The organism is Microbulbifer maximicatervae (SeqCode) (genome assembly GCF_052467325.1).
On sequence record NZ_CP174310.1, the window covers coordinates 4,488,140 to 4,501,745 of the forward strand.

General features: G+C 51.4%; 10 protein-coding genes. 1 reads left to right on the top strand and 9 read right to left on the bottom strand.

What is annotated here, in order from left to right:
• Positions 1-300: 300 nt before the first annotated feature.
• The 7 genes from ACJJIE_RS20075 to ACJJIE_RS20105 form a co-directional block, all read right to left on the bottom strand.
• On the bottom strand, positions 301-1,611 hold the full coding sequence (locus ACJJIE_RS20075) for a YHYH protein (RefSeq protein WP_444892760.1): 1,311 nt from the start codon (positions 1,609-1,611) through the stop codon (positions 301-303).
• 205 nt (positions 1,612-1,816) lie between these two features.
• On the bottom strand, positions 1,817-3,199 hold the full coding sequence (locus ACJJIE_RS20080; protein ID WP_282934323.1) for an MATE family efflux transporter: 1,383 nt from the start codon (positions 3,197-3,199) through the stop codon (positions 1,817-1,819).
• A 123-nt stretch (positions 3,200-3,322) separates the two neighbouring features.
• Positions 3,323-3,799, bottom strand: coding sequence for a ribosomal protein S18-alanine N-acetyltransferase (rimI, locus tag ACJJIE_RS20085; protein WP_282934322.1), 477 nt, complete (start codon positions 3,797-3,799; stop codon positions 3,323-3,325).
• Positions 3,796-4,584 carry a uracil-DNA glycosylase family protein gene (locus tag ACJJIE_RS20090; RefSeq protein WP_444892761.1) on the bottom strand — a complete coding sequence of 263 codons (789 nt, stop codon included), beginning with the start codon at positions 4,582-4,584 and terminating at the stop codon, positions 3,796-3,798. Before ACJJIE_RS20090 ends, rimI begins: the two co-directional genes overlap by 4 nt.
• Positions 4,585-6,120 carry a 2-isopropylmalate synthase gene (locus ACJJIE_RS20095; protein WP_282934319.1) on the bottom strand — a complete coding sequence of 512 codons (1,536 nt, stop codon included), beginning with the start codon at positions 6,118-6,120 and terminating at the stop codon, positions 4,585-4,587.
• A 382-nt stretch (positions 6,121-6,502) separates the two neighbouring features.
• Complete coding sequence (locus ACJJIE_RS20100) at positions 6,503-6,982, bottom strand: MarR family winged helix-turn-helix transcriptional regulator (protein WP_282934318.1); 480 nt, start codon at positions 6,980-6,982, stop codon at positions 6,503-6,505.
• Complete coding sequence (locus ACJJIE_RS20105; RefSeq protein ID WP_282934317.1) at positions 6,982-7,461, bottom strand: glutathione peroxidase; 480 nt, start codon at positions 7,459-7,461, stop codon at positions 6,982-6,984. Before ACJJIE_RS20105 ends, ACJJIE_RS20100 begins: the two co-directional genes overlap by 1 nt.
• A gap of 171 nt (positions 7,462-7,632) precedes the next feature.
• Here ACJJIE_RS20105 and ACJJIE_RS20110 point away from each other — a divergent pair, with 171 nt between their 5' ends.
• Complete coding sequence (locus ACJJIE_RS20110; RefSeq protein ID WP_282934316.1) at positions 7,633-9,564, top strand: cytochrome c/FTR1 family iron permease; 1,932 nt, start codon at positions 7,633-7,635, stop codon at positions 9,562-9,564.
• A gap of 78 nt (positions 9,565-9,642) precedes the next feature.
• On the opposite strand, the gene ACJJIE_RS20115 is transcribed toward ACJJIE_RS20110, so the two are convergent.
• Together ACJJIE_RS20115 and ACJJIE_RS20120 are read right to left on the bottom strand one after the other, a co-directional pair.
• Positions 9,643-11,466 carry an MFS transporter gene (locus ACJJIE_RS20115; RefSeq protein WP_444892762.1) on the bottom strand — a complete coding sequence of 608 codons (1,824 nt, stop codon included), beginning with the start codon at positions 11,464-11,466 and terminating at the stop codon, positions 9,643-9,645.
• 174 nt (positions 11,467-11,640) lie between these two features.
• A complete protein-coding gene (locus tag ACJJIE_RS20120) occupies positions 11,641-13,527 on the bottom strand; it encodes an MFS transporter (RefSeq protein ID WP_282934313.1) in 1,887 nt (628 codons plus the stop codon).
• Between the last annotated feature and the right edge of the window lie 79 nt (positions 13,528-13,606).

A 13,606-nucleotide genomic window follows, 5' to 3' on the forward strand; every position in this document is an offset into this window, starting at 1 on the left:
ATTTGCGGTGTGATAAATTTCTTGGACCTTTTTTTTACTTTGTGCGTAAAGTCATAAGTATGGATTTTTTTTTAGCGATAAAAGGCAAAAACTAGGTTATTTAATCGTTTCTTTTAGGGTTATAATTTTTTATTTTTATTTTCTTGGAGAGAATATAATTCTCAATGAGATTTTAGCTGACTGATTGGTTCCCTATTGGCTTTTGGAAATTTATCGGGGGAGTGTGTTTCGGTCTGAAATTGTTGATCTATTCCGGACCGAAACAAAATGTAGTAAATAGCTGCTTTCTTTCTGGCCTAGCTACATGGGCGGTGGGCCAGGGGGAAAACCTCCCCCGACTTCATCGGAGCAAACATTCACAATTGTCTGGTCATCGAGTTTGCCGTAAAAGCGGGGCCCAAAGGTATAGGGGAATGATGGTGTCAGCTGCCCTTCATCATTCAGCTCTACCGTTAGGTGGTAGTGATAACCACGTTCGCTGTCACTGTGCCCATTGTATTGATCCAGATAAGCGCCTTCCTGGTCGGTCAAATTGGAGTCCCAGTAATAGTCTTCGTAAAAAAAACCGCTGGTGGTTTGAAAAAGGTTGCCTGATAGGGACGTAAATGTATCGCTGGTACTGGGGCCGGATTGGGCAAGTGAATTTGTGCCCTGTGATAAATCGTATTCATCTACCAGTAAACAACGGCGCTCGCCTGTAATCCCGCAGCCGCTATTAGAGTCGGCATCGTCATAGTCTCTAGTGACCCAGCTACTTATTGCCAGTACACCATCGGCCTCCCAAGGGCCATAAATGGGATAGCCATCGGCGGTAAACCCGTAGACGGGGGAGTGGCTATCTCCAGTATCTCCAACCAAGTCGGCCAGGCAATCGCTGTAGAAGTGGTGGTGATAGTCTCCCCGGGCAGCGTGTCCACCACAAATATCAACATCGTACATCTCAGCGACAGGTGCCAAAGTGTGCCAGGTACCATTCACAGACTGTCCATCGCTCCACTGGTAGATAGAGGTTCCGTTGACCCAATAACCCTGCGGTCCGAGTCCACTCTCACAGTCTTCTTCCGAGACCTCTGGCTCAGTTGGAAAATAGCTGTTGTGGGAAACATTTTCTGGGCAGACCGGGCCCGGCGGCCAAAACCCAAACCCTGCTTCGGCGTAGCAGGTATTTGGATTACTGCTAAAGCCGATATCCTGGCCAAAACTCACGATATCGCCAATTTGTACTGTGGGGCTGCCATAGACAAAGTCGGTGTTTGCCTTGGGGCGATTGATTAGCTCGTTGTAAATAGCGGTGGTGATTTCAATTTCATAATCCGGGATGCCGGATGCAGTGACTTGACTGTATTCCCTGCCGTCGACAGTAACAGTTTCGATGCTTTGCACATTGACCAGGACCTGCTCATTACTATTGCTCTCATAGATGTAAGGCGCCCGTTCATCGTCGGTATTTAGCACCCAGGGGCTGCTGTCATCGCCAGTATCGTCGTCTGATGGAGGTGGGTCTGAATCGTCGTTGTCGCACCCTGTTAATGGTGTACAAACCAGAAGTATTGTCAGTGCGCTGATTAATAGGGTACGGGTTTGAAAGGGGAAACTCTCCTGAAGCCTCATCGAATCACCATCCATGTTTCGTAGTAAGAGAAGAAGGCGGGCTATGCTGCTGTCTGCCGGGGTTTGGAGGAATTTGAAGTTATCGGCAAAAATGGGAAGTAATGTGTACGCTGCCCGTTAAGGCACTGATTTCCTTGTGTTGTGTTTTTTTGGGGGGGGTGGATAGATATGGGCCCAATCAGGAGTGATTCGGCCCATAGATTGATCAGTTGGTTGACAGCTCGGGGCTGGTTGTTGTCTCTGCTGTGCGCTGGTGCGTATCGCGGCGCAGCCACCACCAGGAAACAAAGCCGAGAATCAGGTTTGATGCTGCTGTAGCGACAAACAGGCCGGTCATGCCCCACAGGCTGTTTCCAATCCAGGCTAGGGGCAGGTAGAGGCCCAGTACCCGCAGGAAAGAAATAACAGTTGCAGGCAGCGGTTTCCCGAGTCCATTGAATGCGGCATTGGCAGACATCACAAAGCCGTAGCCGGCATAGCTGAGAGGTACCAGGGTCAGGTAGGCAACAGCGACGGCGAGAACTTCAGTGGAATCACTGAACAGACTTACGATAGGTTCTGCAACAAAGTAGAGAAGCACCGCCAGTCCCGCTCCAAATACCAGGCAGAATCTTGCCAGTACGCTCACGGTTTCCCGCAGGCGGTCGGTCTTTTCCGCCCCGGCGTTCTGTCCCATAAAGGGGCCGACCACAGAGGAAAGTGCGTAAAACACAATGAGTGCCAGGGGTTCTACTCGGAGTGCGACTCCCAGGCCTGCGACGGCATCTTCGCCGTGCACGGCAACGAGTGCAACGACAACACCTCCGGATACGGGAATAATGACATTGGTGAGCACAGCGGGAAGCCCGACAGCCAACACTTTGCGCCAGGATTCGAGTAGGCCGCTCAGCCGCCATTGTGGGGCTGTCATTAGGTGTTCTTTTTTGATGATGAAGTAAAGTGCAGCAATAAAGCTCAGGGCGCGCACGATAATCGTAGCGATAGCTGCTCCCTGGAGCTCAAGCCGGGGAAAGCCGAAAAGCCCAAAAATCAAAATGGGGTCGAGAATCAGGTTCAGTAGGGCTACCGCCACCATAATACGGCCGGTTACCGCGCTGTTACCAATGGCGCGAAGAGCAGCGAGCGCGACGGTCGGGACAATGACAAAGATGGTTCCCAGATACCAGGGGATCATGTAATCGGCAATAAGCGGAAGCATATCGGGGCCGGCGCCCAGCAGCTCAAATAGAGGGCGCATGGTGGCCAGGCCGATTGCAGTAATCACAATAGCAATCAGCAGTGCCAGTACAGATGCGTCAGTTACCAGGCGGCGAACGTTCTTTATATCCCCTGCGCCGTAAACCCGGGCCACAGCCGAAGAGGTACCTGCGCCGAGGCCGATAGCAAAGCTGTTTATGGCCATCACTACCGGAAAGGTAAAACTCATCGCTGCCAGGGGGCCATCGCCCAGCTGGGAGACAAAATAGGTATCAGCGATATTAAAGGACATGGCGGCGAGAATTCCCCAGACCATGGGTAGCGCCAGTCTCTGTAAGTGACTGGAAACTGAGCCTTCCAGCAGTGATGGGCTGCTTTTTGATAGAGACATGTATAACTCTTGTCAATCCAACGAGGGGGTTGGGAAGTCGGGAATAGTGTTACAGAGCAGGAGTGGTTGCCTGCCGTTCAAGGCCTTGTCGGTAAGGCGGGAATTCCGAATGAGAGGCTCATTCTACGACTGAGTGTCATTCAGAGCGAGACTCATGAGTACAGCGTCCTCGCGCATGCCGTTTTGCGCGGGGTAATAATTTTTGCGTATCCCGTCTTCAGAGAAACCCAGTTTGCGATAGAGGGAGCGCGCAGCGAGATTGGATACCCGCACCTCGAGCAAAACTCGTTCAATTTCGCTGGGCAATTCCGTTTTCACGCTGTTTAGTAGTGCCTCAGCGAGGCCCTGTCGGCGTCGCGCTGGGGATACGGCAATATCCAGGATTTCTGCTTGGTTAAACAGACTACTGATCACGCAACAGGCGATAATGTCATCGCCTTGGATCAGGACCCAGCAGTAGTGGCCAGCGCTGAGACTCTGCTGGTATTGGGCTTCACTCCACGGATGACTGTGGGCACTTTTTGCCAACTGGGCCAGAGATGCACAGTCGTCGGCAACGGCGGAGCGCAACTGTAGCTCAGTGTAATTTAAATTGGTCATTCTGCGCGGGTTTCAGTCGGATAACTAGTGCGCAACAGATTCCACAGGGGGCGTTTAAGTTCGGGGGCTCGCAATAGTTGCGAGAGGCTGGGCGTACTAATTAAGCGGGCCCTCTGCCATTCGACAACCTGGCTTTCCAAAGGGATTGGAGTGCAAAAATCTTGAGCCTCACTACCCATCAGCCAGATGGATTTAACCGGCATGCGAGAATAAGAGGCCTCTAACCAGCTGGAGAATGTATCGCGAGCCTGTGAGGCGTCTTCGGCTGGACCAAAGCGATTTTCTGTTAAAGGCCATTGCAGGCGTTCCTGTTGCCGGGGGAGCTGGTGCCAGTGCAAGGCGCGGAGAATATTGTTGAACAGGGCTTCCAGGGGGAGAGCTGCACCGGGCTCGTGGCTGTCCACGGCCAGGAGTTCTTCCCCAATACGCCAGCAGTTCAAAACAAAAGGCTTAACATTGTGCTGGGGGGGGGCAACAGGAGCCGGTGTCACTGCCACCGTCTCTTGTGGGCGTTTTGTCTGGTCGGTGAGAGCGCTTATTTCATCTAGCACACGGGCGTTGCGCTCCAGACTCTGCACCGGCTGGGTAATTATCTGATCTGCTGAGTGGGGCAGTGGATTTTGAGCTATTCCACTTGCAACCGGAGGCTGCTGAGTCCCAGGAGCCTCTTCGGCGGGAGGCAGTTCGGCCTGGCGAGGATCGGGTGCGAGCGGCAATACGAATCGGGGCACATAGCTTGGAACCCCAAGTACTGATAAATATTCCGCTCGCTGAAGCTCGTTCACTTATACGCCCTGTTTCTTACTCTCACTGCTGGCGAGCAAGTTTAACGCATCCATGTAGGCTTGTGCTGAAGCAATCAGGATATCCGTATCCGCGCCAACGCCATTGACCAGGCGGCCGTCCTTTTCCAGGCGCACTGTAACGGACCCTTGGGAGTCTGTTCCCTGGGTGACCGCATTTACAGAATACAGTTTTAAATCGGCGCCACTGTTTACCAGCTGTTCAATAGCTTTGAAGGTGGCATCTACGGGGCCGCCACCGCTGGCTTCAGTCTGCCGGAGTTCTCCGTCAATGGTGAGGCTGACAAAGGCCTGGGGGGCTGAACCGATTTTGGTGCGCACATCCAGGTCGCTCAGTTGGAACCGTTCCACTGGGGATTCGCCTCCGCTCACCAGAGACTGCAGATCTTCGTCAAAGATCTCATGTTTCTTGTCGGCGAGGTCTTTAAAGCGGGCAAATACCTGCTGGAATTCTTCGGTATCGGCGAATTCTACCCCCAGCTCTTCGTAGCGGGCGCGGACAGCAGCCCGGCCGGAGTGTTTACCGAGAACCAGACGGTTTTGACCCCAGCCTACATCTTCAGCGCGCATGATTTCGTAGGTCTCGCGGTGTTTCAGAACACCATCCTGGTGAATACCGGATTCATGGGCAAAGGCATTAGCACCGACAATGGCCTTGTTGGGCTGTACCGGGAAGCCGGTAATCGACGACACCATTCTCGAAGTGGGCACGATGTGGCTGGTATCCAGCCCTGTTTCTACCGGGTAGAGATCCTGGCGGGTTTGTACTGCCATAACGATTTCTTCCAGGGAGGCATTACCGGCGCGCTCTCCCAAGCCATTGATGGTGCATTCCACTTGGCGCACACCGTTCATCACGGCCGACAGGGAGTTGGCAACGGCGAGGCCCAGGTCGTTGTGACAGTGGGTCGAAAAGATGGCTTTGTCGGAGTTGGGAACGTTTTCGATAACGCGGCGGAACATAGCCCCATATTCTTCCGGCTCTCCGTAACCAACGGTGTCGGGAATATTGATAGTGCCGGCTCCTGCCGCAATAACCGCTTCGATGATGCGATACATAAATTCCGGCTCGGAGCGGCTGCCATCCTCAAGGGAGAATTCCACATCGTCAGTAAAGTTGCGCGCTGTTTGAACCGCTTTCACTGCCTGCTGCAACACCGCTTCCGGTTCCATTTGCAGCTTGTATTTCATATGGATTGGAGAAGTGGCAATAAATGTGTGGATACGCGAGGCGTTGGCATTCTTCAGGGCTTCGCCAGCGCGCACGATATCGGCATTGACCGCTCGGGCAAGGCTGCAAACCCGTGATTCGGTAACGGCTTCAGCGACGGCCTTGACCGACTCGAAGTCTCCGGGACTGGCAATCGCGAATCCAGCCTCAATGACATCGACACGCATTCTCTCAAGCATGCGGGCGATGCGAATTTTTTCCTCTCTCGTCATAGAGGCGCCAGGACTCTGCTCACCATCGCGCAGAGTGGTATCAAAAATGACTAACTTATCTTTTTTAGTGCTCATTTTCGTTTGTTCTCCTTATTTGCTTTGAGGCTAAACAGGGGGCCTTGCCGCTGTCTATGCATCGCTCAAATAAAGTTTGGAATTCTGTTGGGGGTGGGGGGGAGAAAAATTATATGCCGCGCAGGGGCAGTCGTAGCGAGAAAGCTAGGGCAAGAAAAGACTGGCGCTGAGTGATAAATGGAGTCTTCATATACAACAGTTTCCGCGTTAGGTCGGATTCAGGGCATTATGAAGTGTAATCAAGTTAAAGGTCAATGCTGATCCTAATATTGGCGTTTAATTTTCCTATTTTGTTATATTATTTTCATTTATGTCGGGTTTTTGATGTTTTTATCCTTGCTTTGGTGGGCGGCCCCACTGGAGCTTTCAATGGGGCCCGCTCTTAAGGGGCGGTATCGGTCAATTTATGCAGAAACTGCCACAAGTCTCCGTGTAGTTGCTCTACCTCGCTGCGGCTGATACGGCTGTTGTCCAGCTGTGCTGTCACCCACTCTCTGGCTCTTGGTTTAAGGGCAAGGCCTTCCTTTGTCACAGTGATCAGGGTTATCCGTTCATCCAGATTGCTGCGGCGACGCTTGACCAGGCCGTTTTGCTCCATCCGCTTGAGCAGCGGGGTCAAGGTGCCGGAATCCAGCATCAGCCTCTGCCCCAGTGCACTGACGCTCTGCTCTTCTTCCGATGGCGCCTTGGTGTTGGCCCACTCCCACAGAACCATTAAAACCAGATATTGCGGATAGGTGATCCCCAATTCCTTTAGCATCGGCTGGTAGGCGCGGGTCATTGCTCGGGATGCGGCGTAGAGGGCAAAACATAGCTGGCGGTTCAGTGCCAGCTCGCCGGAATCGTCATCACAGACAACCATCAGAGCATGCGCTCGATTTCTGTCTCCAGGGATGCTGGTGCATCCTTCGGCGCGTAGCGTTTAACATTCTCGCCATTCTTGCCGATCAAGAACTTCGTGAAATTCCACTTAATGCCCTCGGTTCCCAATAGGCCCGGCGCACGTTTCTTGAGCTCCACAAACAGCGGGTGAGCTTCATCGCCATTGACGTCCAGCTTGGCGTAGACGGGGAAGCTGACTCCAAAGTTCAGTTCACAAAACTCCTGAATTTCCTCATCGCTACCGGGTTCCTGCTTGCCAAATTGATTGCAGGGAAAGCCCAAGACGGTAAATCCACGGTCTTTGTATTTTTTATATAAATCCTCAAGGCCCGCATATTGCTTGGTGAAGCCACATTTACTGGCCGTGTTAACAACTAGCACCACCTTGTCTTTGTAATCGGCCAGAGTGGTCTTTTGCCCATCAGCGGTTTGCACAGGAATTGAGTAGAGATCGGTCATTGGGAGAGCCTCGACGGTTTGTATTTTGCTAAATTTAGTTGTGCACAATCTTTTTTGCAACCGCTTTATTTGGGAGTAGCCCTTTTGCAGGCTTTATTGTGAGAATGATTACCAATTATATTATGCGCCAGATTGATAAAACCCTTTTGCAATAACAGTAAAGGATTCTCCATGCGCCTCACCTTACACTTGGCCCGCCTGCTAGTGGCGCTACTGGCCATTACGGTTCTACCCGTCCAAGCCCAGGCCTCCGGTCTTTCAGAGCAGGAATTGCGCCAGCTGATGCAGATGGCAGAGTACATCGGTGTGGATTACCCGGAAGCGGTGGCAGACGGGGAGATCATTAGTGACGATGAGTTTGCAGAGATGCAGGAGTTCGCCTCGGTACTGATCGATCGCGGCGCACAACTGCAAGAGTCGCCCGAAGCGGCGATGATCCGCACCGAGGCGGATGCGTTGCAAGCGGCGATTCTCCGCAAGGCCAATGTGCAGGAAGTGCAAGCGCATACCGCCAAGTTGCGTCAGGGGCTACTATCTATCGCCCCCGAGCTATCTTTGCCCACTGCATTGCTGAATGTGGATGAGAGTCGCGCTATCTACCAGGCGCAGTGTGTTACCTGCCATGGTATTGAGGGTAGAGGGGATGGCCCCTTAGCGGCACAGTTGGAGCCGGCGCCTACAAACTTCTACGAGTTGGAGCGCGCTGAAAATCGCTCCCTGTTGGGCCTTTACGATGCTATCAGTAACGGTATCGATGGCACTGCAATGACCGCCTTCAAAAACCTGAATGAGCAGCAGCGCTGGTCCCTGGCATTTTATGTTGGCGGCCTGGCTTTCCAAGGTGAAGTGGGGGAGGGCGAAGGCGCTGAGCCGAGCTTGCAGGATATAGTGATGTACAGCCCCAATGTGCTGCAGAGTGATCGCCCGGAACTGTCCGGCGCGGCAGTTGGCTCCCTGCGTGCCGACCCCACACCCTTCTTTGCTGGTGAAGAGAGCCTCGGCACCCAGCCGATTGAGATAGCCCGTGCGCAACTGGAAAAGTCCCTGGTGGCCTACCAGGAAGGTAACTACGATCACGCCCGCACCCTAGCTATTAGTGCCTACCTGGACGGTTTTGAGATGGCGGAGAGTTCTCTGGATTCCCTCGATGCCGATCTGCGTAAAGCCACTGAGCGGGAGCTGCTGGGGCTGCGCAGTCAACTGAATGCCGATAGTAACCCCGAGCAAGTCGGGGCTCAGGTACAGGTAATTCTTGAGCAACTCGGGCGCGCCGAATCTTTAATGCAGGAGACAACTCTCTCTGCGGGTATACTGTTCATTGAAAGCTTGCTGATTCTTTTGCGCGAAGGCCTCGAGGCGCTGCTGGTTGTGATTGCACTGACAACCATCCTGGTCAAAACCGGTCGCCGCGATGCGTTGAAATTTGTACACTTCGGTTGGATCAGCGCCGCGGTCACAGGTGTTGTTACTTGGATTGCCGCGCAGAGTTTGGTTTCCATCAGTGGCGCCAGCCGGGAGGTTATGGAAGGAGTCGCAGCGCTTCTAGCTGCTATTGTGCTTTTCTATGTAGGTTTCTGGATGCACAGTAAAACACAGGCCGATCAGTGGCAGCAATATATCCAGAACAGCATCAACCGCAGCCTTAGCGCTGGCGCCCTGTGGGGCATCACCGGGCTCTCATTTGTCGCCGTATATCGCGAAATCTTTGAAACCATCCTCTTCTACCAAGCTTTACTGGTACAAACTGCTTCCAGCCAGTACAGCGCCCTGTGGGGTGGCCTCGCTGCTGGTGCGGTATTGCTGGTTGTATTGGGTGTTACTTTTGTGCGCTTCTCCGTGCGTCTGCCTATTGGCAAGTTCTTCTCTATGACGACCTATTTGCTGCTTTTATTATCATTCGTACTTGCCGGCAAGGCAGTCTCCGCACTGCAAGAAGCGGCGTGGATTGCAATTTCTCCGCTGCCGGTAAACCTCAGTTTTGACTGGCTGGGCATTAACCCAACTTGGCAAGGCGTTGGTGTTCAGGGGGCGATACTGGTTGCTGCTCTGTGGTTGTTGCTGAAAGGCAACCGCTCAGATTCCAGTTCTGCGAAAGCGGCCTAAGCGGACTTCGGGTACTCGCAACTTGTGGGTACCCTATTTTTGATAGCCTGCCTCCTGTTTATCCCTTTTTTCTCCTCTTTATTCGCCACCCTTGAGGATATCGGATAGCCGTTCTGGAGAAATTTCTGCAAGCGGTATTGAGCTGCCAACCTGCACTATTCTCTTCAGGTTTCGTTTATGGCCAAACGAACTTTGGAGTGATACCGGGATAAGAGGCAATGATGTGCCTTGAAAACTCTCCTTGAGTAGCGTGACTAGCTCCGCAATCTCTTTCCTGTTGCTTTCTTCAATCAAAATACACAGAAGATCCCTGTTGGCCTCCGCTTCTTGAATGGCAATGTGCTTTCTCTTGAGTTCTGAAGCTTCGTTTTCATAGTAGTTTTTTGGGAAATAGTCACTTTTTCGTAAAAGTGCATGAAGCCTTGGGCTGTTAATAATGGCGTCGCTGGGGATAAAGCGAATCTTGCGTTGTGTTGCTCCGCTAATAATAAATGGTGTTAGCAGGTTAGAGTAACGGGCAAGTAGAAGTGCTGAGCCTTCGGTGGGGATTTGCTCAAGTCTCTCATATTTTGTGCGCCTGGGCAGGATATAGGTTAGCCAAGTAAGGGTATCGAATAACATTACCGGCATTCGAAAAAGTAGGAGTACTAAAAGGGCGAAATTTAGTACGGCCAGCAGAGAAAATATTTGGGGAATTGTCATTCCCGCAGGCCCGAGTAACCCAATAATAGAAAAAGAAATAATGACTACAAATACGGCATTAAGGACATTATTGACAGAGATAACCTGCGCGCGAATTTGTTCTGCTGTCCTTTCCTGAATAATGGCGTATAGCGGTACGATAAAAATACCAGCGGCAACGCCGATAAAAGTCGTGATAAATAAGATGCTCAGTCCACCGTCACTCTGTAGAAATTGGCTAAGGGATGCGTTGGAGAGCATCTGATAGTTTCCCGATAGGATGCCCAACCAAAGTCCCGCCACAGTCATTCCCAGCCCGCCGGCTGCCACCAAGCCCAGTTCAATACGCCCGCGAGACAAGCTTTCACACATTAGTGAGCCTACAGCAACGCCAACAGTTAGGCAGCAGAGTAGTATCGTGATTATTGGTTCACTGGCGCCAAGCACATTTCTTACAAAACTGGGAACCTGGGTTAGATATGCCGTGCTAAATAACCAGAACCAGGAGTTTGCAATAATTGCGTAAAAAACTGTGGGTGTTTTAATCACTTCCCGCATAATTCTCAGGGTTTGGCTGATGGGGTTCCAATCTATTTTCAAATTGGGGGCTGAGGAAGGAGCGGGGGGGATTGCCCTACTGGCGAGATAGCCAAGTACAGCGACAGTGACCATCACCAGGCTCAGATATAAAAGCCCTGGTTTTCCCTGGCCCACATCACCGGCGAGAAGGGTGCCGACAATTGTTCCAATAAGCACTCCGGAAAAGGATGCAACCTGGGCTAAGCCATTGCCTCCAAGCAATTCTGACTGTTTTAGGTGCTGCGGTAAGATGGCATATCTGACAGGGCTAAAGAAAGCTGTGTGGGTGGCAAAAAGTATTAATACGATAAAACTTAAAACTTGGTTGTCAGTGAGTAGTGCAACGGCCCCGAGGACACCGATTAGTATTTCGATGGCTTTAATAATTCTGATGACCCGACCCTTTTCATACTTATCAGCCAATTGTCCAGCGGTGAGTGAAAATAGAAAATACGGTATGAAATAGAGGCTACTGGCGAGGTTAATCAGTGTATTGGCTTCTGCTTTGGCTAAATGAAATGCCAGTAAGACTAGCAGGGAGTTTTTGAATAGATTGTCGTTAAAAACACTACCTAATAGTGAGAGAAACAGTGGCATAAAGCGGCGACTGGCGAGGAGCTTGAACTGGTTGCTTTGCGCCATGGTTAGGCCTTCGTCCCTATGCCGCCCTTAGCAGCTATGTATTTCTATTCTCGCTATCAGAATAGGTGATCGGAATGATTTAAGGAGGGGGCTGGCGTTGTGGGGCAGGAGAAGAATTTATGTGCCTACCAGTGAAGTAGGCACATACCCTTGTTGGTCAAGAAAAAGGGGCGGCTAGCGTTTCTCTCCGCGCAAGCCCAGCACCTGGCGGTATAGAGCCTCTGCCTTGGCACCGGCTGCTTCGACAGGCCTGCCGGCAACGACGCTCACCCGCGACCAAAAGCGCTTGGGCAATGTAGTGAAAGCATGGCCGTCTTTATGGCTGAAAAAGCTTCCCCAGAGACCTTGGAGGGCCATAGGAATTACAGGGACGGGGGTTCTCTCCAGAATTTTTTCTATGCCGGCTTTAAATGGCTGTAGTTCTCCGTCTTTAGTCAACTGGCCTTCGGGGAATATACAGAGAAGATCTCCATCTTTTAGCCCTTCCTCAATGGCTTGAAAAGCCTGTTCATACCCTTCAGGGTCTTTCTGCTTGGAGCAAATTGGAATTGCCCTGCCTGTTTTGAAGACGAAGTGCAAAATTGGGATTTCATAGATCGGCTTATACATAATAAAGCGGATAGGGCGGCGGACAGCACCAGCGAGTAGTAGTGCGTCGACATAACTCACATGATTACAAGCGATTAAGGCTGGTCCCTCTGCAGGTATCTGTTCAAGTCCCTGGTGCTTTACCCGATACATAGTGTGGGAAAGGGCCCAGATCAAAAATCGCATAGCAAATTCTGGCACTTTGGCGAACACAAAGATGGCGACAGCTGCATTCATAAGTGCAATAACAAGAAAGAACTGTGGAATGGTCGCGCCCAATATATTGAGGAACATAATTCCAAGCAGAGCCGAAACCACCATAAAGAGGGCGTTCAATATATTGTTTACAGAGATAATTTGTGCACGAATTGCCGGATCAGAACGGTCCTGAATCATGGTGTAGAGAGGGACTATGTAGAGGCCACCAAATATGCCCAGTAGCACCAAGCAACTGAGAATAGAGAATGCACCGTCAGTACCTAGAAATGCGGTAAAGCTGGCTTCGTGGAGTTCGGTGAAGTTCCCCCCGACAATACCCAGAGCAATGCCACTTATGGTTAGGCCAGCCGCGCCAACAGGCACTAAGCCAAGTTCAATAAATCCACTGGATAGGCGCTCGCAGATTAAAGACCCAATGGCAATACCAATGGTAAAACTGCAGAGCAGCAATGTAACCACTGATTCACTGCCACCTAGGACATTCTTGGTAAAACTGGGAATTTGTGTCAGATACGCGGCCCCCATTAACCAAAACCAAGATATTCCAATAATGGAGTAGAAAATTGAGGGAGTATTCGCGCTGGCACGGAGTATTTTATGGGTTTGAGTAATGGGGTTAGGGTTTATTTTGAGATTGGGTGTGGGGGCTGGCGCTGTGGGGATTGAGCGGCTGGCCAGATATCCCAGGGTAGCTGCGCCCATAATTACCAGGCCTAAGTAAAGGATTCCCTGCTGACCTTGGCCTGAGAGGCCCGCAAGTAGGCTACCGACAATTGTTCCCGTCAAAATGGCCACAAATGTCCCCATTTCCACCAGAGCATTGCCCCCTATCAGTTCGGAACGCTTCAAGTGTTGAGGGATAATCGCGTACTTCACCGGGCCAAAAAAGGCGGACTGTATGCCCAGGAGAAAGAGCACAGTTAAACAGAGTGCGTTGCTTCCGCTAAAAAGGGCGAAAACGCCCAGTGCACCGATACCGATCTCCCCTAGCTTAATCCAGCGTATCAACCTCCCCTTGTCGTATTTGTCTGCGATCTGACCGGCGGAGGCAGAAAATAAGAAAAAGGGAAGAATAAACAAACCAGCAGCCAGATTAATTAGTGCGTTCGCTTCACTTTCCACCAGGCGAAAGGCGATCATGACAATTAGGGCATTTTTATAGACATTGTCATTGAAGGCGCCCAGGAATTGGGTGCAGAAGAACGGCAAAAAGCGGCGGCTAGTGAGAAGATGAAACTGAGACTGGTTAGCCATTGGCAACTCTCTTCTTATTTAAGTGAGCTAATGGTAAGTCATACTGCCGACGGGAGGTATCCCCCGTGATAGTGGGTAC

What these genes read in the sequence shown, in the direction of transcription:
- ACJJIE_RS20075 (WP_444892760.1), bottom strand. Translation starts at nt 1,611, where the DNA reads ATGAGGCTTCAGGAGAGTTTCCCCTTTCAAACCCGTACCCTATTAATC.
- ACJJIE_RS20080 (WP_282934323.1), bottom strand. Translation starts at nt 3,199, where the DNA reads ATGTCTCTATCAAAAAGCAGCCCATCACTGCTGGAAGGCTCAGTTTCC.
- rimI (WP_282934322.1), bottom strand. Translation starts at nt 3,799, where the DNA reads ATGACCAATTTAAATTACACTGAGCTACAGTTGCGCTCCGCCGTTGCC.
- ACJJIE_RS20095 (WP_282934319.1), bottom strand. Translation starts at nt 6,120, where the DNA reads ATGAGCACTAAAAAAGATAAGTTAGTCATTTTTGATACCACTCTGCGC.
- ACJJIE_RS20100 (WP_282934318.1), bottom strand. Translation starts at nt 6,982, where the DNA reads ATGGTTGTCTGTGATGACGATTCCGGCGAGCTGGCACTGAACCGCCAG.
- ACJJIE_RS20105 (WP_282934317.1), bottom strand. Translation starts at nt 7,461, where the DNA reads ATGACCGATCTCTACTCAATTCCTGTGCAAACCGCTGATGGGCAAAAG.
- ACJJIE_RS20110 (WP_282934316.1), top strand. Translation starts at nt 7,633, where the DNA reads ATGCGCCTCACCTTACACTTGGCCCGCCTGCTAGTGGCGCTACTGGCC.
- ACJJIE_RS20115 (WP_444892762.1), bottom strand. Translation starts at nt 11,466, where the DNA reads ATGGCGCAAAGCAACCAGTTCAAGCTCCTCGCCAGTCGCCGCTTTATG.
- ACJJIE_RS20120 (WP_282934313.1), bottom strand. Translation starts at nt 13,527, where the DNA reads ATGGCTAACCAGTCTCAGTTTCATCTTCTCACTAGCCGCCGCTTTTTG.